Raw genomic sequence first — 19981 nt, 5'->3', positions numbered from 1 at the left:
TTCGCGAGCAAGCTCGCTCCTACAAAAATACCAAACGCCAGGAAATAAAAAGCCCGAAAGCATCATCGGGCTGGAGTTGGCCAGGCAGGCCGGTAAATCTGGGTTTTCCGCGTCGGATGTTCATCCAGGCGCGTTACGGTTGTCGCTAGCCTAGCGGCATATCCGGTTCTGTACAGCGGTTTTCCCTATCTTTTTCATTATTGATTTCGTGAATAGTTGAATATTGACGAATTGCGGGCCTGGCCCCGGGGTTCTGAAATGACTGGAAAGTCGCGTTTTTCCTAGCCTTTCGAGCGATTGACAATTGCTCGGAATTGGATGAAGGTGGCGTACCCAAATCAAACGGGCGTATGAATTGAGCGTTTGTCTGTCAGACCGCTCATACAGAAACCCGACTATCGCATTGGCGGGTGTGCCTGGCGGATTGGCCTGAGCATTGACGAAATTATCAATGTCCAAGCATAGGCCAGCGTCCAATGTGTACTGTTCAGCTTCCATATCGTGGAGATCAGTTGATGATTTACGAAGGTAAAGCCATCACGGTTAAGGCTCTTGAAAGTGGCATCGTCGAACTGAAGTTCGACCTCAAGGGTGAGTCCGTCAACAAGTTCAACCGTCTAACCCTGAACGAACTGCGTCAGGCCGTAGACACCATCAAGGCTGATGCATCGATCAAAGGTGTGATCGTCTCCAGCGGCAAGGACGTGTTTATCGTCGGCGCTGACATCACCGAATTCGTCGACAACTTCAAGCTGCCCGATGCCGAGCTGGTGGCTGGCAACCTCGAAGCCAACAAGATTTTCAGCGATTTCGAAGACCTCAACGTACCGACCGTTGCCGCGATCAATGGCATCGCGCTGGGCGGCGGCCTGGAAATGTGCCTGGCGGCGGACTTCCGCGTCATGGCGGCCACCGCCAAGATCGGCCTGCCTGAAGTCAAGCTGGGCATCTACCCGGGCTTCGGCGGCACCGTGCGCCTGCCGCGCATCATTGGTGCCGACAACGCCATCGAGTGGATTGCCGCCGGCAAGGAAAACCGTGCCGAAGACGCACTGAAAGTCGGTGCCGTCGACGCCGTGGTGGCTCCGGACAAGCTGGCCGAAGCCGCGTTGAACCTGATCAAGGGCGCCATCAGCGGCGAATTTGACTACAAGGCCAAGCGTCAGCCGAAGCTGGAAAAACTCAAGCTCAACGCCATCGAACAAATGATGTCGTTCGAAACCGCCAAGGGTTTCGTGGCTGGCCAGGCCGGCCCGAACTACCCGGCGCCGGTTGAAGCGATCAAGACCATCCAGAAGGCCGCGAACTTCGGTCGCGACAAAGCCCTGGAAGTGGAAGCAGCAGGCTTCGTCAAACTGGCCAAGACCTCGGCGGCCCAGAGCCTGATCGGCCTGTTCCTGAACGACCAGGAGCTGAAGAAAAAGGCCAAGGCCTACGACGAAATCGCCAAGGACGTGAAACAGGCTGCCGTGCTCGGCGCCGGTATCATGGGCGGCGGTATCGCCTATCAGTCGGCGTCCAAAGGCACGCCGATCCTGATGAAGGACATCAACGAACACGGTATCGAGCAGGGCCTGGCCGAAGCCGCCAAACTGCTGGTCGGCCGCGTTGATAAAGGTCGTATGACTGCGGCGAAGATGGCTGAAGTGCTTAACGGTATTCGTCCTACGCTGTCCTACGGCGATTTCGGCCATGTCGACCTGGTGGTCGAAGCGGTTGTCGAGAATCCGAAGGTCAAGCAGGCGGTACTGGCTGAAGTTGAAGGCCACGTCAAAGACGACACCATCCTGGCCTCGAACACCTCGACCATTTCCATTTCGCTGCTGGCCAAGGCCCTCAAGCGTCCGGAAAACTTCGTCGGCATGCACTTCTTCAACCCGGTGCACATGATGCCGCTGGTGGAAGTGATCCGTGGCGAGAAGTCCAGCGAGCTGGCGATTGCCACCACCGTTGCCTACGCCAAGAAAATGGGCAAGAACCCGATCGTGGTCAACGACTGCCCGGGCTTCCTGGTCAACCGCGTGCTGTTCCCGTACTTCGGTGGTTTCGCCAAGCTGGTGAGTGCCGGTGTGGACTTCGTGCGCATCGACAAGGTCATGGAAAAATTCGGCTGGCCAATGGGCCCTGCGTACCTGATGGACGTGGTCGGCATCGACACCGGCCACCACGGTCGTGACGTGATGGCTGAAGGCTTCCCGGACCGCATGAAAGACGACCGCCGCTCGGCGATCGACGCGCTCTACGAGGCCAAGCGCCTGGGCCAGAAGAACGGCAAGGGTTTCTACGCCTACGAGGCGGACAAGAAGGGCAAGCAGAAGAAAGTGGCCGACCCGTCGGTGCACGAAGTGCTGGCTCCGGTCATCTACGAACAGCGTGAGGTGTCGGATGAGGACATCATCAACTGGATGATGATCGCCCTGTGCCTGGAAACCGTGCGTTGCCTGGAAGACGGCATCGTTGAAACCGCCGCCGAGGCCGATATGGGCCTGGTGTACGGTATTGGCTTCCCTCCATTCCGTGGTGGTGCGCTGCGTTACATCGACTCGATCGGTGTGGCCGAGTTCGTTGCCCTGGCTGATCAATACGCTGATCTGGGCCCGCTGTACCACCCGACCGCGAAGCTGCGTGAGATGGCCAAGAACGGCCAGCGCTTCTTCGGTTAAGTGCCCAGACGACTAGAGCGAGAATATTTATGAGCTTGAATCCAAGAGACGTCGTGATTGTCGACTTCGGTCGTACGCCGATGGGCCGCTCCAAGGGCGGCATGCACCGCAACACCCGCGCTGAAGACATGTCGGCGCACCTGATCAGCAAGCTGCTGGAACGCAACGTCAAGGTCGACCCGAACGAAGTCGAGGACGTGATCTGGGGCTGCGTCAACCAGACCCTGGAGCAGGGCTGGAACATCGCGCGCATGGCGTCGCTGATGACGCAGATCCCGCACACGGCAGCCGGCCAGACCGTCAGCCGCCTGTGTGGCTCGTCCATGAGTGCGCTGCATACCGCCGCCCAGGCGATCATGACCGGCAACGGTGATGTATTCGTGGTTGGTGGCGTGGAGCACATGGGCCACGTCAGCATGATGCACGGCGTCGATCCTAACCCGCACATGTCGCTGTACGCGGCAAAAGCCTCGGGCATGATGGGCCTGACCGCGGAAATGCTCGGCAAGATGCACGGCATTACCCGTGAAGCCCAGGACGCGTTCGGCGTGCGTTCCCACCAGCTCGCCCACAAGGCGACCGTGGAAGGCAAGTTCAAGGATGAAATCATCCCGATGAACGGCTACGACGAGAACGGTTTCCTCAAGCTGTTCGACTACGACGAAACCATTCGTCCGGATACCACCCTGGAAAGCCTGGCGGCCCTCAAGCCTGCCTTCAATCCGAAGGGCGGCACCGTGACGGCGGGTACTTCGTCGCAAATCACCGACGGTGCCTCGTGCATGATCGTGATGTCGGCGCAGCGTGCCCAGGACCTCGGCATCCAGCCGCTGGCAGTGATTCGTTCGATGGCGGTGGCGGGTGTGGACCCGGCAATCATGGGCTATGGTCCAGTACCGGCGACACAAAAAGCCTTGAAGCGCGCGGGCCTGACCATCTCCGATATCGACTTCTTCGAACTCAACGAAGCTTTCGCTGCACAGGCCCTGCCGGTGCTGAAAGATTTGAAAGTGCTCGACAAGATGAACGAGAAGGTTAACCTGCACGGCGGTGCGATTGCCCTGGGCCACCCATTCGGTTGCTCCGGTGCGCGTATTTCCGGCACTTTGCTTAACGTGATGAAGCAAAATGGCGGTAACCTTGGGGTTGCAACCATGTGCATTGGTCTCGGCCAAGGCATCTCCACCGTCTTCGAACGCGTCTAAGCGTTGAGTCGACGGAAGCCGGGGCCCAGTGCCCCGGTTTTTGTTTTTTGGAATTTTTAATATTTTTTTCAACAAATTTTGTAAGGGGGCCAGAGCATGAAAGTCGAACCAGGGCTCTACCAACATTATAAAGGTCCGCAGTACCGCGTTTTCAGCGTGGCACGGCATTCCGAGACCGAAGAAGAAGTGGTGTTCTACCAAGCACTGTATGGCGATTACGGCTTTTGGGTGCGCCCCTTGAGCATGTTCCTGGAGACCGTCGAAGTTGACGGCGAGCAGGTCCCGCGCTTTGCTTTGGTCCAGGTCGAACCCAGTCTTTTTTCAGGGCAATAACGGCAGGTCGCGCAGAATGCTGCGCTTGACCTCACCTTGTTGCCACTATATATAGCGTTGCCGCGTCAGGCGCCAACTGCCTTTCACTTCTCGAATTCAGGAATTTTCCGATCCATGGGCAAATCGCTGGTCATTGTGGAATCCCCGGCTAAGGCCAAGACCATCAACAAGTACTTGGGCAACGAGTACGTGGTGAAGTCGAGTATCGGCCATATCCGAGACCTGCCCACCAGCGGTTCGGCTAGCGCCAGCAAGGAGCCTGCCGCCAAGCGCGGCAAGGCGGCTGCGGGCGAAGGTCCGGTGCTCACGCCTAAAGAGAAAGCGCGCAAGCAGCTGGTCTCGCGCATGGGTGTGGACCCGGATCATGGCTGGAAGGCCAAGTACGAAATCCTTCCGGGCAAGGAAAAGGTCATCGAAGAGCTGCGCCGGCTCGCCAAGGATGCCGACACCATCTATCTCGCAACGGACTTGGACCGCGAAGGGGAAGCCATTGCCTGGCACCTGCGGGAAGCCATCGGCGGTGATGACAGCCGCTACAAGCGTGTGGTGTTTAACGAAATCACCAAGAAAGCGATCCAGGAAGCCTTCTCCAAGCCGGGCGAGCTGGACATCGATCGTGTCAACGCCCAGCAGGCCCGTCGTTTCCTCGACCGCGTGGTGGGTTACATGGTCTCGCCGCTGCTGTGGGCCAAGATCGCCCGTGGCCTGTCCGCCGGCCGTGTGCAATCGGTAGCGGTCAAGCTGGTGGTGGAGCGCGAGCGTGAGATCCGTGCGTTCAACCCCGAGGAATACTGGGAAGTCCACGCCGACCTGGGCACCGCCAAGGGCGCCAACGTGCGCTTCGAAGTGGCCCGTGAGAAAGGCGAGGCGTTCAAGCCGCTGAACGAAGCCCAGGCCATGGCCGCGCTGGAGAAGCTCAAGGCCTCCAGCTACAGCATCGTCAAGCGTGAAGACAAACCGACCAGCAGCAAGCCGTCGGCGCCGTTCATCACCTCCACCCTGCAACAGGCCGCAAGTAACCGCCTGGGCTTCGGGGTGAAGAAAACCATGATGATGGCCCAGCGTCTGTACGAAGCCGGCTACATCACTTATATGCGTACCGACTCCACCAACCTGTCGCAAGACGCGGTGGCGATGGCGCGTACCTATATTGAAAGCGAATTCGGCAAGAAGTACCTGCCGGAGAAGCCGAACGTCTACAGCAGCAAAGAAGGCGCCCAGGAGGCTCACGAAGCGATTCGTCCTTCCGATGCCAACACCGAGCCAAGCAAGCTGAGTGGCATGGAGCGCGACGCTGAGCGCCTCTACGAGCTGATCTGGCGCCAGTTCCTGGCTTGCCAGATGCTGCCGGCGCAATACCTGTCCACTACTGTCAGCGTGGGTGCGGGCGATTTCGAGTTGCGTGCCAAGGGCCGTATCCTCAAGTTCGACGGCTACACCCGTGTGATGCCGCAGATCGCCAAGCCTGGCGATGACGATGTGCTGCCGGACATGGCCCAGGGCGACACGCTGAAGCTGATCAAGCTCGACCCGTCCCAGCACTTCACCAAGCCGCCGGCGCGTTATTCGGAAGCCAGCCTGGTGAAAGAGATGGAGAAGCGCGGTATCGGTCGTCCGTCGACCTACGCGGCGATCATCTCCACCATCCAGGACCGTGGCTACGTCGCGCTGCACAACCGTCGTTTCTATTCGGAAAAGATGGGCGATATCGTTACCGAGCGCCTGTCCGAGAGCTTCTCCAACCTGATGGACTACGGCTTTACCGCCGGTATGGAAGAGAACCTCGATGACGTGGCCCAGGGCGAGCGCGACTGGAAAAACGTGCTCGACGAGTTCTACGGCGACTTCAAGAAAAAACTCGAAGTGGCTGAAAGCCCCGAGAGCGGCATGCGTGCCAACCAGCCGGTGATGACCGACATCCCGTGCCTGACCTGTGGCCGTCCGATGCAGATTCGTACCGCATCCACCGGCGTGTTCCTCGGTTGCTCGGGCTACAGCCTGCCGCCGAAAGAACGCTGCAAGGCCACCGTCAACCTGGTGCCGGGTGATGAAATCGCCGCCGACGACGAGGGTGAATCCGAGTCGCTGGTACTGCGTGGCAAGCACCGCTGCCCCATCTGCAGCACGGCGATGGACGCCTACCTGCTGGACGAGAAGCACAAGCTGCACATCTGCGGTAACAACCCGGATTGCGACGGCTACGAGATCGAAGAGGGCAGCTACCGCATCAAGGGCTATGAAGGCCCGAGCCTGGAATGCGACAAGTGCGGCAGCGAGATGCAGCTCAAGACCGGTCGCTTCGGCAAGTTTTTCGGTTGCACCAACCCGACCTGCAAGAACACGCGCAAACTGCTGAAAAGCGGTGACGCGGCGCCGCCGAAGATGGACCCGGTGAAGATGCCGGAACTCAAGTGCGAGAAGGTCAACGACACCTACATCCTGCGTGACGGCGCCTCGGGCCTGTTCCTTGCGGCCAGCCAGTTCCCGAAAAATCGCGAGACCCGAGCGCCGTTGGTGCTGGAGATCGTGCCGCACAAGGACGAGATCGATCCGAAGTACCACTTCCTGTGTGACGCGCCGAAGAAGGACCCGGATGGTCGCCCAGCCGTGATCCGCTACAGCCGCAAGACCAAGGAGCAGTACGTGCAGACCGAAGTGGACGGCAAGCCAACCGGCTGGAAAGCGTTCTACGACGGTGGCAAGTGGAAGGTCGAGGACAAGCGCCAGGGCGCTTGACCCGCTAGTTTGTTAACGTTAGAAGCCGTCTGTATAGACGGCTTTTGCTTGCTGTGGGAACGAGGAGGACGCCTGGTCCTCGCTCGCGAAGGTTGTTAACGATTACGCGAAAACCTGGCGCCGAACGGTGCTCTGAAGTTTTTCGCGAGCAAGCTCGCTCCTACATAGCCAGCATCACGCTTATTCGTTGTGGAGATTGCCGTTATGGCCAACGAGCTCTATACCCGTACCAATCAGAAAATTTATTTTGCGGGTTTGTCCCTGGAAGCCCTTGGCCGTGCCGAGGAGGGGAAGGAGATGAACGCGATTGCGCTGGTCCAGGCCGGGCGTGAAGCCGCGTTGTTCCACCTGTATGGTGCGTTACTGGGCTTGTGTCATGAGATCGCCGGGTTCTACCGCTTGCCCCAGGCCGGTTCGCCCCGTGCGGAAATGATCATGAATCGTGAGGTGCTGGAAAGCATGGCGATCCCTGAGCTGGCCGAGTTGGTGGAAATGGCGCAGAGCCCTGACAGCTGGGTCGCGCGTCTGCTTAAGGCCCATGCGGATATGTTTCAGCCGCCCCGTGTTCCCCATGTGCCCAAGGGCGATGTGACCCAGCCCTTGATCGTGGCGGTGGCGCTGGAAGAGGAAGAGCCCGAGCCACTGAGTCGCGAAGAGTTGGAAGGCTGGCGTCAGGCGCTGAAAAAGATGGCATTGCGCTTTCGTGAAGGTTTGAACGAGTGCTGAACGTTGGTCGGATTCACATGGCACCGTTCATCAAACCGTAAAGAAACCTCTTCAGATCCTCAGCGAGGCCGGGCGGATGACTGATATAATCCCGGCCTTTCGTGGAGAACAGACTTTTATGCCGACGTCCTTTCTGGAAATTGTTGAGTTGCCTGACGGCCGAATCGAGCTGCGCCGGGCCGAGGACGAAGGTTCTCTGGTTATCCTGGATTTTTCCGAGGACGCCAAGGTGTTCCTGCAGGGCCAGCACGTGGAAGTGGCAAAAGCCATGTTGAGCGTTGGTGTGCAGATGGCCGGTCGCCTGGCAGAAGGCGAGCCCGAGAAAGAAGACGGCCCGCGCGTTCTTCACTGAGTGTGGCAAGTGGGTTCGCTGTTGTGGCAAGCCCGCTCACCACAACAGGCCCCCTCCACAGGGATAGCCTGCGGCACACAGAATTAACCCAATCGAATATTCAAGCTCTGTGCATCGCCGGTACGCGCTGCGCTGATCAGCTGTGCCTTGGCAGTGGCATTCAGCGGGTTGAGCCAGCTCACCACGGTGTGGCTACGGCCCAGGCGCAAGGCTTCACAGGTCAACTGCTGAGCACTTTGCGCACCGCGCGGTTGCAGCAGCAGGATGCGCTCGCGATTAAGGCCGGCATCCCGCAGCCAGGCCTGGGTCAGGCTGGCGGGCGGGGCGATCAGCGTCAACCAGCGTGCATCCTGTTCCTCGCTCAGTTCACGAAGGATCGGCGCCAGCAGGCTCAGGCAGCTCCCGGCCGCACCGCGCAACGACAGTTCACTGAACGCCTCAGGTTCGGCGCTCCAGGGCGCCTCGACCGTTTCCTTGAGGATGGGCGCAAGGGGTTGGGCCATAAAGGCCTCGAACAGCGACAGTTGTGTGTGTTGGGGGGTGTGCACGAGCTGCATGATGCCTCCTTTAGCGGCGAATGACGCCGACGCTCAGGCCTTCGATCACCAGGTCCTGATCTTTCAGGTTCACTTCAATCGGGGCGAACTCAGGGTTCTCGGCCAGGAGCCAGACCTTGCTGCCTTCGCGCTTGAAGCGTTTGACGGTGACTTCATCGCCGATACGGGCGACGACGATCTGGCCGTTACGGGCTTCTCGGGTGGTGTGGACGGCCAGCAGGTCGCCATCGAAGATACCCACGTCCTTCATGCTCATGCCATGTACCCGCAACAGGTAGTCGGCGCGAGGGTGGAAGAAGGTCGGGTTGATGTTGCAGGATTCCTCGACGTGCTGCTGTGCCAGGATGGGCGCGCCGGCGGCGACGCGACCGATGATCGGCAGTGTCGATTCGTCGGCCTTGGCTTCGAAGCCAGGGATGCGAATACCCCGTGAAGCACCGGGGGTCATCTCGATCGCGCCTTTGCGAGCGAGGGCCTTGAGGTGTTCTTCGGCGGCGTTGGGGGACTTGAACCCCAGTTCCAGCGCAATTTCGGCTCGTGTCGGCGGGTAGCCGTTGTCATCGAGGCAGCGCTTGATAAAAGCCAGAATCTCAGCTTGGCGTGGCGTCAGTTTTAGCATGTTGATCGCTCTGTCTTTTTATACAGTGACTGGGATTATATACAGTGGACTGCGCTTGGCAATCATCCTTTTCTACGCCTCCGCTGGACGGTCATTCGTTAACTGTCCTACAAGGCAGAGATAGCGCTGCCTACAGACCTGGGAGTATGTGATTAAATAGCGATGAAATAGATGACTGCCCGGCCGGAAAGCGAACTTGCAGGCTTGACAAGACACACCCTGAAACGTATGTTTCAAACAAGTGTTTGTCAGGCGGAGTATCCATGGCCCAGTCGGAAACCGTTGAACGCATTCTCGATGCTGCCGAGCAATTGTTCGCGGAAAAAGGATTTGCTGAAACTTCATTGCGGCTGATCACCAGCAAGGCCGGGGTCAACCTCGCCGCGGTGAACTACCATTTCGGCTCGAAAAAGGCCCTGATCCAGGCGGTATTCTCGCGCTTCCTGGGGCCGTTCTGTGCCAGCCTCGACCGTGAACTCGAGCGCCGCCAGGCCAAGGCCGACCACAAGCCGACCCTGGAAGACCTGCTGGAAATGCTCGTGGAGCAGGCGCTGGTGGTTCAGCCACGCAGCGGCAATGACCTGTCGATCTTCATGCGCCTGTTGGGCCTGGCATTCAGCCAGAGCCAGGGCCACTTGCGCCGTTACCTGGAAGACATGTACGGCAAGGTATTCCGCCGCTATATGTTGCTGGTCAACGAAGCCGCCCCGCGTATTCCGCCGATCGAACTGTTCTGGCGCGTGCACTTCATGCTCGGTGCGGCCGCATTCAGCATGTCCGGGATCAAGGCGTTGCGTGCGATTGCCGAGACCGATTTCGGCGTGAACACTTCCATTGAGCAGGTCATGCGCCTGATGGTGCCATTCCTTGCCGCCGGTATGCGCGCTGAAACCGGCGTGACCGACTCGGCCATGGCTGCCGCCCAGTTGCGCCCACGCAGCAAATCCACGCCAGCTGCCGCCAAGGTTTGACCGCTCCGGGTGTGCGCGGCCGCTTGCATCCGCTAAGCTAGCCGCCCATGCCGAATTCAGCTATTTACGCGCAACCTGTTGTCCTCACTGCGCCTGGTGAGGACAACGGGTTGCGTGCGTTATTTAAGGAAGGTTTATGACTGCTGCCCTGCAAGGTTCTTTGATGGTCGACGTGGCCGGTACTTGGCTGACGGCCGAGGATCGCCACCTGTTGCGCCAGCCTGAGGTCGGTGGCCTGATCATTTTTGCGCGCAATATCGAGCATCCGCGCCAGGTGCGGGAATTGAGCGCGGCGATTCGTGCGGTGCGCCCGGACCTGCTGCTGGCGGTCGACCAGGAAGGCGGTCGCGTACAGCGCCTGCGCCAAGGCTTTGTGCGCCTGCCGGCCATGCGCGCGTTGGCGGACAACCCCAACGCCGAGTACCTGGCCGAGCAGTGCGGCTGGATCATGGCCACTGAAGTGCTGGCGGTCGGCCTCGACCTGAGCTTCGCCCCGGTACTGGACCTGGACTACCGGCGCAGCGCCGTGGTCGGCACCCGTTCCTTCGAGGGCGATCCCGAGCGCGCCGCCGTGCTTGCCGGTGCCTTTATCCGTGGCATGAACAGCGCCGGCATGGCCGCCACCGGTAAGCACTTCCCGGGCCATGGCTGGGCCGAGGCCGACTCTCACGTCGCGATTCCCAATGACGAACGCAGCCTGGAACAGATTCGCGCCAATGACCTGGTGCCTTTCGCACGCCTGAGCAAGCAGTTGGCGGCAGTGATGCCGGCGCATGTTATCTACCCGCAGGTGGATGCGCAGCCTGCCGGCTTCTCACGCCGCTGGTTGCAGGACATCCTGCGCGGCGAGTTGCAGTTCGATGGGGTGATTTTCAGCGATGACCTGTCGATGGCCGGTGCCCATGTGGTCGGCGACGCGGCCAGTCGGATCGAGGCGGCGCTGACCGCAGGTTGCGACATGGGGCTGGTGTGCAACGACCGTGCGGCGGCTGAGCTGGCGCTGAGTGCGGCGCAGCGCATGAAGGTCACGCCGTCGGCCCGCATCGCGCGTATGCGTGGGCAGGCGATTGCTTCGACTGACTACAAGCAGGATCCGCGCTGGCTCACCGCACTTGGCGCTTTGCGGGATGCACAGCTGATCTAGCGCTTTTCCTGCTTATTGGGCAACGGCGCAAACAACGCCTCGATATCGTCGTTGCCCAACTGCCAATCCCCCGTGGTACGCCCATCCAGCACACCCGCTGCCAGGTCGGATTTTTCCTTTTGCAGGTGCTGGATTTTCTCCTCCACCGTGCCCCGCGCGATCATCTTGTACACGAACACCGGCTTCTCCTGGCCAATGCGGTATGCGCGGTCGGTGGCCTGGTTTTCCGTGGCCGGGTTCCACCAAGGGTCGTAGTGAATCACGGTATCGGCTTCGGTCAGGTTCAGCCCTACACCGCCGGCCTTCAGGCTGATCAGGAAAATCTGCAACTTGCCGCTCTGGAAATCCTTCACCGGTGTGCGCCGGTCGCGGGTCTGGCCCGTCAACAGGGCGTAGGCGACACCGCGCTTTTTCAGCTCCACTTCGATCAGGCTCAACATCGAGGTGAACTGGGAAAACAACAGGATCCGGCGACCTTCCTCAAACAGCTCTTCGAGCATTTCCATCAGGCTGTCGAGCTTGCCCGAGCTGCTGCCGCGGGTGGGCAGGGTCGCATCGTTGACCAGGCGTAGATCGCAGCACACCTGGCGTAGCTTCAGCAGTGCTTCAAGGATGATGATCTGGCTGCGCGCCACGCCTTTGCGGGTGATTTCGTCGCGGACCTTTTTGTCCATGGCCAGGCGCATGGTCTCGTACACATCGCGCTGGGCCTCATTGAGGTCGACCCAGTGAATGATCTCGGTCTTGGGCGGCAGCTCCGTGGCCACCTGCTCCTTGGTGCGGCGCAGCAGGAAGGGTTTGATCCGACCGTTGAGGTGCTGCAGTCGTACTTCGCTGGCGCGCTTTTCGATGGGGACGCGGTAGTCGCGGTTGAAGCTTTTGACGTCGCCCAGCCAGCCCGGCAGCAGGAAGTGGAACAGCGACCACAACTCGCCCAGGTGATTTTCCAGCGGTGTGCCGCTCAGGCACAGGCGCTGCCGGGCATTCAGCTCGCGCGCGGCCTGGGCAGCCTTGCTGGAAGGGTTCTTGATGTACTGGGCTTCATCGAGGATCAGCACATGCAAGGGCAGGGCGGCCAGGTGCTCGATGTCTTTGGGCAGCAGCGCGTAGGTGGTCAACAGCAGGTCGTAGTCCTGCAGGCTGGCGAAGTGTTTTTTGCGCGTGGCCCCGTACAGCGCCAGCACCTTGAGTTGCGGGGTGAAGTGCGCCGCTTCGTCCAACCAGTTGGGGATCAGGCTGGTGGGCATCACCACCATGCACGGCCGGTCCAGGCGTCCGGCGATCTTTTCACTGAGGATATGCGCCAGGGTCTGCAGGGTTTTGCCCAGGCCCATGTCATCCGCAAGAATGCCGCCCACCTCCAGCTGGCGCAGCGACTGCATCCAGCTCAACCCTTCCAGTTGATAAGGCCGCAAGGTCGCGTTCAGGCCTTCGGGTGCCACACAGGTGAAGTCCTTGATGTCCCGCAGGCGCTGGGCAAAGTTGCGGATCTTCTCGCCGCCCTCCCATTGCAGGGGCAGGTCTTCCAGCGGGTTGAGGCGAATCGCATCGGCCTTGGCCAGGCGCAGCGCGGTGGTGCCCGGCTCCTGCAGGTAAAACTCACCGAGGGTGGCCAGTACCGGTTTCAGGCGGCCGTAGGGCAGGGCCACTTGCAGAGGGCCATGACCGCCATTGGGCAGGCCGGGGATATTCACCAGGATCAGCTCGTCATCGCGGCGCCGCGCGAGTTTTTCCGGGTTGAGGATCTCGGTGTGGGAGCGCATCAGGTTGAGCAGGATCGGCAGCAGGCTCAGGCGCTCACCGTTGACGATAATCCCCAGTTCCAGGTCGAACCAGTCGCGCTCGGGGCCTTCATCGACAGTGGCGTACCAGTCGTCGACCGCGCTCAGGTCAAACCCGAAGTCTTCGTCGATCTGCAACTCCCAACCCTCGGCCCGCAGGGTCGGCGAGGCATTGAGTGTGAAGTTCAGCCAGGCACTGTCATTAACCATCTCGAACAGCTCGCCGGCGCTTTCCGGCAAGGCCTTGCTCTGGCGCGTGGCGATCTTGAAACCGAGCAGGCGCAGTTGCTCGCGATAGGGCTGCTCCAGCGCGGGATGGCGCTTGATGCGCAGGCTGTGGGTTTCCTGGCGCACGATGATATCGGCGTTCTTTTGCCCGCTGACATAGTTGCCCAGGTAGTTGAACGACAACGCCGCACGGTGCTGGATATAGCGTTGCATCTTGCCGTTGCGCGGTTCAAATGCGCTGAACTCGACGCTGGCCAGCCACAGGCGCGGCACGGGCACCACATCCTCCATCACCACCTGCGGCAACACCACGCGGTTATCCAGCACGGCCTGGAGTTTTTCCAGCAACTCGGCATCCTGGGCGGCCGCCGGGTAGGCCAGGGTTTCCTGGACCTTGAGCAGCACCGCCGCGATGTGTTTGCAGTTGGTGTGCACCGGGCAGGTACAGCGGCTGTCCACCAGGATCAGCGCGCCCTTGGCCGATTCGCGCAAGGAGATGGTCTGCCGGTAAACGTTGCCCCCCGAGCCTTCGCAACTGGCGACGATGGTGCTGTCGCCGGATTCGACGATGCGCACGCGGTTCTCCAGGGCATAGCGCCGCCCGCGCTCCAGGCTTTGCTCTTTGAAGCGATTGGCCCATGAAGGGGCCAGGGGTTTGGTCAACGGCGACGTCAGGGGCATGGCGCTGGATCAGTCCTGAATGTCGGGCGGGGGGGCGCTGGGTGGCTTGGCGGTCAGCGAAGTGATCTTGATCAGCAGTGCCAGATGGCCGCCATCCAGGTAGTTGAGCTGGTTGTTCTTGGTGCGCACGTCTTTCTGGCTCAGGTGTTCGCTGGCCACCACGCTGCCGTTGCTGTCGAATGTGTTGAGCCAGAAGTCCGCATCGATATCCGTGAAACGCCCCAGTTGCAGGCTTAACACGCCCTCGATGGGGAACTGGCCGAACTGCTCCTGGCCGTCGGTGATCGCGATCCTGACCGGCTGCTCGCCGAGGTTCTGTTCCCAGGCCTTGTGCGCCAGCACGGTGAAGCTGTTATCGGCGTTGAGTTTGTCGACGATATTGTTCAGGCGCGGCGGGCTCAGCCTGTCGCCCAACCGCTGCGCGCCCGCATCCCAGTTTTCCGGCGCCGCGCGGCTGTTGAGCGCCGGCTCCGCGTTCTGGCGTACCAGGATCATTTCCACCTGGTACGGACTGTCGGCAAATGCCGAAGGCGCGAGTACCACCAACAACAGGCTCAGAATGCGGAACAGGCGCATTGGGGCGTCCTTCAAGCAGATTTCGGGATGAGGCGCTCGAACAACGCCTCCAATGTATTAAAGCGTTCTTCGGCACGTTCCATCGGCACCATGAACTTGAACAGCGTAGCCCCTTCGAACTTGTAGCGATTGGGCTGGCCCTGGATCAGCTTGATCAGCACCAGTGGGTCCACCGGTGTCTGCGCTTCGAACTCGATACGCCCGCCTTGCGGCCCGGCGTCGACTTTCTTGATCCCAAGCTGCTCGGCCTGCAATTTGAGCAGGGTCAGGCGCACCAGGTTCTTGGTCGGCTCGGGCAGCAGGCCGAAGCGGTCGATCATCTCCACCTGCAGGTCCTTGAGGCCTTCTTCGTCGGTGGCCGAGGCGATGCGCTTGTACAGGATCAGCCGTGCATGCACATCCGGCAGGTAGTCTTCGGGGATCAACGCCGGCAAGCGCAGGTTGATTTCCGGACCGCCGCCCAGGGGCTGGTCGAGGTTTGGCTGCTCGCCCTTTCGGATGGCTTTCACCGCGCGTTCGAGCATCTCCATATACAAGGTGAAACCGACGGCCTGGATCTGCCCGCTCTGGCCATCGCCCAGCAGTTCGCCGGCACCACGGATTTCCAGGTCGTTGGTGGCCAGCACAAAACCGGCGCCCAGGTCCTGGGTGTTGGCGATTGCTTCCAGGCGCTTTTCGGCGTCCCCGGTGATCTGTTGGCGGGGCGGTGTCAGCAGGTAGGCATACGCCTGGTGGTGACTGCGCCCAACCCGACCGCGCAACTGGTGCAACTGGGCCAGGCCGAACTTGTCGGCCCGCTCGATGATGATGGTGTTGGCGCTAGGCACGTCGATGCCGGTCTCGATGATGGTCGAGGCGATCAGCACGTTGAAGCGCTTGTGATAGAAGTCGCTCATCACCTGTTCGAGATCGCGTTCGCGCATCTGCCCGTGGCCGATGGCGATGCGTGCTTCCGGCACCAGTTCGGCGAGGTCGGCGGCGCATTTCTCGATGGTTTTTACGTCGTTGTGCAGGTAGTACACCTGGCCGCCGCGCAGCAATTCCCGCAGCAGCGCTTCCTTGACTGTGCTTTTGTTCTGCTCCATCACGAACGTGCGCACCGACAGGCGCCGCGCCGGCGGCGTGGCGATGATCGACAGGTCGCGCATGCCCGACACCGCCATGTTCAGCGTGCGCGGAATCGGCGTGGCGGTGAGGGTAAGAATGTCGACTTCACTGCGCAGGGCCTTGAGCTGTTCTTTCTGACGCACACCGAAGCGGTGTTCTTCGTCGATGATCACCAGGCCCAGGTTCTTGATCTTTACATCGTCCGACAGCAGCTTGTGCGTGCCGATCACGATGTCGATCTTGCCTTCGGCGAGGTCGGCGACGGCGGCATTCACTTCCTTGGCGGACTTGAAGCGGCTCATCACTTCCACGGTCACCGGCCAGTCGGCAAAGCGGTCGCGGAAGCTGTTGTAGTGTTGTTGGGCGAGCAGGGTAGTCGGCACCAGGATCGCCACTTGCTTGCCGCCGTGTACCGCAATAAAGGCCGCGCGCATGGCCACTTCGGTCTTGCCGAAGCCCACGTCGCCGCACACCAGGCGGTCCATCGGCTTGGGCGCGAGCATGTCGGCGCGCACCGCTTCGATGGTGGTTTGCTGGTCCGGGGTTTCTTCGAAGGCGAAGCCGGCACTGAAGGTGGCGTAGTCGGCTTTCGGGTCGGCGAAGGCATACCCTTCGCGCGCCGCACGACGGGCATAGATGTCGAGCAGTTCGGCGGCGACATCGCGCACCTGTTCGGCGGCCTTGCGCTTGGCTTTCTGCCAGGTCTCGGAGCCCAGGCGGTGCAACGGCGCCAGGGCGTCGTCGCTGCCGGTGTAGCGGGCGATCAGGTGCAGGTTGGCCACCGGCACGTAGAGCTTGGCGCCCTCGGCGTATTCCATGGTGAGGAATTCGGCGGCCTGGTTGTCGATCTCCAGGGTCTGCAGGCCCAGGTAGCGGCCGACACCGTGGTCGATATGCACCACCGGCGCGCCTTCGCGCAGTTCCGTGAGGTTTTTGATCACCGCATCGTTGTTGGCGTCGGCGCGTTTTTCACGGCGGCGACGCTGCATCACGCGCTGGCCGAACAGCGGGCTTTCGGCGATCAGCGCGAGCGCCGGGTCATCCAGCAGCAGGCCTTCGTCCAGTGGCGCGATGGTGATCGCCAGGCGCTCTTTGCCGGCGACAAAATCCGGCCAGCTGTCGACGGTTTTCGGCCGCAGCTTCAGGCGTTCCAGCAGCTCCAGCAGCACTTCACGGCGCCCGGCGGACTCGGCGGTGAACAGCACGCGGCCGGGGAAGTCGCCGAGGAAGTTCGAGAGTGCTTCCAGGGGTTGCGTGGCTTTGGCCTGGATCGCCAGGTCCGGCAGCGTCGCCGCCGGGAAACGCTCGCGACCGCTGCCGGTATCCACATCCTGTTGGCTGGCGACCACGCGCGGCCAGTTTTTCAGGCGGGCGAAGCAGTCTTCCACCGGCAGGAACAATTCGGCGGGCGGCAATAAAGGCCGGGAAGGATCGACGCGGCGCTCTTCATAGCGGTTGCGCACGTCGTTCCAGAAGTTTTCCGCCGCCTGTTCGATGCCCGGCAACGAGAACACCTGGGTGTCCTGGGGCAGGTAGTCGAACAGGGTCGAGGTTTCGTCGAAAAACAGCGGCAGGTAGTACTCGATACCGGCCGGGGTAATCCCGCTGCTCAAGTCCTGGAAGATCGGGCAGCGGCGGAAGTCCACATCAAAGCGTTCACGGAAGCGCGCCTTGAAGCGCGTGACCGCGTCCTTTTGCAGCGGGAACTCCCGCGCCGGCAGCAGCTTGATCGACTCGACCTTGTCGATGGACCGCTGGTTTTCCGGATCGAAGGTGCGCAGGGTCTCGATTTCGTCATCGAACAGGTCGATGCGGTACGGCAACTTGCTGCCCATGGGGAACAGGTCGATCAGCGCACCACGCACGGCGAATTCACCGTGCTCATACACCGTGTCGACACAGCGGTAGCCGCTGGCTTCGAGGCGCGTGCGCATCTGTTCCACGTCGAGTTTCTGGCCGATATCCAGCACCAGGCTGCTGCCCAGCAGGAACTTGGTCGGCGCCAGGCGGTGCAGGGCGGTGGTGATCGGCACCACCAATACACCGTGGGCCAGTTCCGGCAGGCGGTACAGGCTGGCGATGCGCTGGGAGATGATGTCCTGGTGCGGCGAGAACAGGTCGTAGGGCAGGGTTTCCCAGTCGGGAAAATGCAGCACCGGCAAATCGGGGGCGAAGAAGCTCAGCTCCTGCTCCAACCGTTCGGCGCTTTGGCTGTCGGCGGTAAGCAGCAGGGTAAAGCGCTTGGCTGCGCTGGCAGCCTCGGCAATGGCCAGGCTCAGGGCGGCACCGGGCAGGTTGCCCCAGTGCTGTTTACCTGCCGCGGCAGGGAGAAGCGGTAGACGCAGAACGGGCACGGAAGGTTGAGCTCCAAGCGTTGCGACAAAGTCGGTAATTGTAACGGCCCGAGGTGCCGCCTGTCAGTTGCTGACTGAGCCTATTACGGTTTGTAGGAAATGTAGTGGCTAAGACAAACAAAGCAGCCTTTTGACTCATTATGTAGTGCCGTTTTGCACGGATGTTTCGGAGAGTTACGGACAAGTTGGCGGCACTGCGCCATTGGTGGCCTTCTGAAACCCGCGTGTTTCCTGGCCTGTAGCGGGGTGGTATTTTTTTGCAAGGGCTTTTTGTTGTGGTTGGCGCATTGCTCAACGGGCGGTCGGACGACATAATGTAGCCCCTTTTTTCAGCCCCTACATGTGGAAGGTTCCCGTGACTCAGAAGCCCGACCAGTGTCTTGGTGAATGGATCGACCGTGAAGCACTCGCAGAAGCGATGATCCCGCTTATCGGTCAGCTGTACCGCAATAACAATGTGGTGAGCTCGATCTATGGCCGCAGCCTGATCAACCAATCAGTCATCGCGATTCTCAAGGCGCATCGCTTTGCTCGCCATCGTTCCGCCGACGACAGCGAACTCTCCGTCCACGAAACATTCCCCCTGCTCAAGGCCATGAGCGAGCTCAAGCTCGGCGCGGCTTCGGTAGACCTGGGCAAGCTGGCCTACAAATTCCGCAAGGAAGGTGCCGGCCGCAGCGCCGAGCAGTTCGTGCGTGAAGAAATGGCCGATGTGGTGGGCCAGCAAAACGCCGCTGCCCGCAAAGGCACCGACGTTGTCCTGTACGGTTTCGGTCGTATCGGCCGCCTGCTGGCGCGCATCCTGATCGAAAAAACCGGTGGCGGCGACGGCCTGCGCCTGCGTGCCATCGTGGTGCGCAAAGGCGCCGAGAACGACCTGACCAAACGCGCCAGCCTGCTGCGTCGCGATTCGGTACACGGTTCGTTCAACGGCACCATCACCATCGACGAAGAAAACAACACCATCACCGCCAACGGTAACCTGATCCAGGTGATCTACGCGAAGAACCCGACCGAGGTGGATTACACCCAGTACGGCATCAAGGACGCCCTGCTGGTGGACAACACCGGCGTATGGCGTGATGCCGAAGGCCTGGGCCAGCACCTGGCCTGCCCGGGTATCGACCGCGTCGTGCTGACCGCGCCTGGCAAAGGCAAGCTCAAGAACATCGTGCACGGCATCAACCACGGTGAAATCACCGCTGACGACAAGATCGTGTCCGCCGCCTCCTGCACCACCAACGCCATCGTGCCGGTGCTCAAGGCTGTGAATGACAAGTTCGGCATCGTCAACGGCCACGTTGAAACCGTTCACTCGTACACCAACGACCAGAACCTGATCGACAACTTCCACAAGGGCGATCGCCGTGGCCGCAGCGCCGCGCTGAACATGGTCATCACCGAGACCGGTGCCGCCACCGCCGCTGCCAAGGCCCTGCCGGAGCTGGCCGGCAAGCTGACCGGTAACGCGATCCGTGTGCCGACGCCGAACGTGTCGATGGCCATTCTCAACCTGAACCTTGAGAAAGCCGCTACCCGTGAAGAGATGAACGAGTACCTGCGCTACATGGCGCTGCACTCCGACCTGCATAAGCAAATCGACTTCGTCAATTCCCAGGAAGTGGTGTCCACCGACTTCGTTGGCTCGCGCCACGCCGGTGTGGTGGACGCTGAAGCGACCATTACCCAGGACAACCGCGTTGTGCTGTACGTCTGGTACGACAACGAGTTCGGCTACAGCTGCCAGGTGGTTCGCGTGATGGAAGACATGGCCGGGGTCAACCCGCCTGCGTTCCCGCGCTAAGCCTTAGCACTGCATGAAAAAGCCCCGACTGGTTCGGGGCTTTTTCATGGCAGCGGGTTTTGTGTTGTCGAGCTGGGCCTCATCGGCAGCAGGCTCCCTCCCACATTTGAATGTATTCACAAGTCGACATGTGGGAGGGGGCTA

The 19981-nt window shown here is 60.8% G+C and carries 14 protein-coding genes; 9 read left to right on the top strand and 5 right to left on the bottom strand.

Going from position 1 to position 19981, the window contains the following annotated elements; all coding sequences use genetic code 11:
* Positions 1-515 precede the first annotated feature (515 nt).
* From fadB to PspCFBP13509_RS00250, 6 genes are all read left to right on the top strand, one after another.
* Positions 516-2663, top strand: a complete 2148-nt coding sequence (gene fadB, locus PspCFBP13509_RS00275) for a fatty acid oxidation complex subunit alpha FadB (RefSeq protein WP_065947397.1) — start codon at positions 516-518, stop codon at positions 2661-2663.
* A gap of 29 nt (positions 2664-2692) precedes the next feature.
* Complete coding sequence (gene fadA / locus PspCFBP13509_RS00270) at positions 2693-3868, top strand: acetyl-CoA C-acyltransferase FadA (RefSeq protein WP_026136849.1); 1176 nt, start codon at positions 2693-2695, stop codon at positions 3866-3868.
* 96 nt (positions 3869-3964) lie between these two features.
* Positions 3965-4201, top strand: a complete 237-nt coding sequence (locus PspCFBP13509_RS00265) for a DUF1653 domain-containing protein (protein ID WP_027604241.1) — start codon at positions 3965-3967, stop codon at positions 4199-4201.
* A 114-nt stretch (positions 4202-4315) separates the two neighbouring features.
* A complete protein-coding gene (gene topA, locus PspCFBP13509_RS00260; RefSeq protein ID WP_065928159.1) occupies positions 4316-6937 on the top strand; it encodes a type I DNA topoisomerase in 2622 nt (873 codons plus the stop codon).
* Positions 6938-7141: 204 nt separating this feature from the next.
* Positions 7142-7663 (top strand): DUF6586 family protein, encoded by a 522-nt coding sequence (locus PspCFBP13509_RS00255; protein WP_027604239.1) that lies wholly within the window; start codon positions 7142-7144, stop codon positions 7661-7663.
* 118 nt (positions 7664-7781) lie between these two features.
* Positions 7782-8015, top strand: coding sequence for a hypothetical protein (locus PspCFBP13509_RS00250; protein WP_010212068.1), 234 nt, complete (start codon positions 7782-7784; stop codon positions 8013-8015).
* An 83-nt stretch (positions 8016-8098) separates the two neighbouring features.
* On the opposite strand, the gene sulA is transcribed toward PspCFBP13509_RS00250, so the two are convergent.
* Positions 8099-8572, bottom strand: coding sequence for an SOS-induced cell division inhibitor SulA (gene sulA, locus PspCFBP13509_RS00245; RefSeq protein WP_027604238.1), 474 nt, complete (start codon positions 8570-8572; stop codon positions 8099-8101).
* A 10-nt stretch (positions 8573-8582) separates the two neighbouring features.
* A complete protein-coding gene (gene lexA / locus PspCFBP13509_RS00240; protein ID WP_003172575.1) occupies positions 8583-9191 on the bottom strand; it encodes a transcriptional repressor LexA in 609 nt (202 codons plus the stop codon).
* Positions 9192-9454: 263 nt separating this feature from the next.
* Between lexA and PspCFBP13509_RS00235 the strand changes: the two genes are divergently transcribed.
* A complete protein-coding gene (locus tag PspCFBP13509_RS00235) occupies positions 9455-10162 on the top strand; it encodes a TetR/AcrR family transcriptional regulator (RefSeq protein WP_027604237.1) in 708 nt (235 codons plus the stop codon).
* A gap of 136 nt (positions 10163-10298) precedes the next feature.
* Positions 10299-11306 (top strand): beta-N-acetylhexosaminidase, encoded by a 1008-nt coding sequence (nagZ, locus tag PspCFBP13509_RS00230; RefSeq protein WP_137211414.1) that lies wholly within the window; start codon positions 10299-10301, stop codon positions 11304-11306.
* On the opposite strand, the gene PspCFBP13509_RS00225 is transcribed toward nagZ, so the two are convergent.
* Genes PspCFBP13509_RS00225 through mfd form a run of 3 tightly spaced genes read right to left on the bottom strand, consistent with a single transcriptional unit; the run spans position 11303 to position 18033 of the window.
* Positions 11303-13996, bottom strand: coding sequence for a DEAD/DEAH box helicase (locus PspCFBP13509_RS00225; RefSeq protein ID WP_137211413.1), 2694 nt, complete (start codon positions 13994-13996; stop codon positions 11303-11305). The two genes, nagZ and PspCFBP13509_RS00225, sit on opposite strands and share 4 nt — an antisense overlap.
* 9 nt (positions 13997-14005) lie before the next feature.
* Positions 14006-14572 carry a CsiV family protein gene (locus PspCFBP13509_RS00220; RefSeq protein WP_065928156.1) on the bottom strand — a complete coding sequence of 189 codons (567 nt, stop codon included), beginning with the start codon at positions 14570-14572 and terminating at the stop codon, positions 14006-14008.
* A gap of 11 nt (positions 14573-14583) precedes the next feature.
* Positions 14584-18033 (bottom strand): transcription-repair coupling factor, encoded by a 3450-nt coding sequence (gene mfd, locus PspCFBP13509_RS00215; protein ID WP_065939340.1) that lies wholly within the window; start codon positions 18031-18033, stop codon positions 14584-14586.
* A 340-nt stretch (positions 18034-18373) separates the two neighbouring features.
* Here mfd and PspCFBP13509_RS00210 point away from each other — a divergent pair, with 340 nt between their 5' ends.
* Positions 18374-19837, top strand: a complete 1464-nt coding sequence (locus PspCFBP13509_RS00210) for a glyceraldehyde-3-phosphate dehydrogenase (protein ID WP_027604232.1) — start codon at positions 18374-18376, stop codon at positions 19835-19837.
* Positions 19838-19981 lie beyond the last annotated feature (144 nt).

The organism is Pseudomonas sp. CFBP13509, from assembly GCF_005233485.1.
Lineage (GTDB): Bacteria > Pseudomonadota > Gammaproteobacteria > Pseudomonadales > Pseudomonadaceae > Aquipseudomonas > Aquipseudomonas marginalis.
Note: the sequence above shows the minus strand (reverse complement) of the source record. Positions and strands in the feature narration are given on the sequence as shown.

Excerpts from the sequence above, each read along its gene's own strand:
- fadB (WP_065947397.1), top strand. The coding sequence starts at position 516 with ATGATTTACGAAGGTAAAGCCATCACGGTTAAGGCTCTTGAAAGTGGC.
- fadA (WP_026136849.1), top strand. The coding sequence starts at position 2,693 with ATGAGCTTGAATCCAAGAGACGTCGTGATTGTCGACTTCGGTCGTACG.
- PspCFBP13509_RS00265 (WP_027604241.1), top strand. The coding sequence starts at position 3,965 with ATGAAAGTCGAACCAGGGCTCTACCAACATTATAAAGGTCCGCAGTAC.
- topA (WP_065928159.1), top strand. The coding sequence starts at position 4,316 with ATGGGCAAATCGCTGGTCATTGTGGAATCCCCGGCTAAGGCCAAGACC.
- PspCFBP13509_RS00255 (WP_027604239.1), top strand. The coding sequence starts at position 7,142 with ATGGCCAACGAGCTCTATACCCGTACCAATCAGAAAATTTATTTTGCG.
- PspCFBP13509_RS00250 (WP_010212068.1), top strand. The coding sequence starts at position 7,782 with ATGCCGACGTCCTTTCTGGAAATTGTTGAGTTGCCTGACGGCCGAATC.
- sulA (WP_027604238.1), bottom strand. The coding sequence starts at position 8,572 with ATGCAGCTCGTGCACACCCCCCAACACACACAACTGTCGCTGTTCGAG.
- lexA (WP_003172575.1), bottom strand. The coding sequence starts at position 9,191 with ATGCTAAAACTGACGCCACGCCAAGCTGAGATTCTGGCTTTTATCAAG.
- PspCFBP13509_RS00235 (WP_027604237.1), top strand. The coding sequence starts at position 9,455 with ATGGCCCAGTCGGAAACCGTTGAACGCATTCTCGATGCTGCCGAGCAA.
- nagZ (WP_137211414.1), top strand. The coding sequence starts at position 10,299 with ATGACTGCTGCCCTGCAAGGTTCTTTGATGGTCGACGTGGCCGGTACT.
- PspCFBP13509_RS00225 (WP_137211413.1), bottom strand. The coding sequence starts at position 13,996 with ATGCCCCTGACGTCGCCGTTGACCAAACCCCTGGCCCCTTCATGGGCC.
- PspCFBP13509_RS00220 (WP_065928156.1), bottom strand. The coding sequence starts at position 14,572 with ATGCGCCTGTTCCGCATTCTGAGCCTGTTGTTGGTGGTACTCGCGCCT.
- PspCFBP13509_RS00210 (WP_027604232.1), top strand. The coding sequence starts at position 18,374 with ATGTGGAAGGTTCCCGTGACTCAGAAGCCCGACCAGTGTCTTGGTGAA.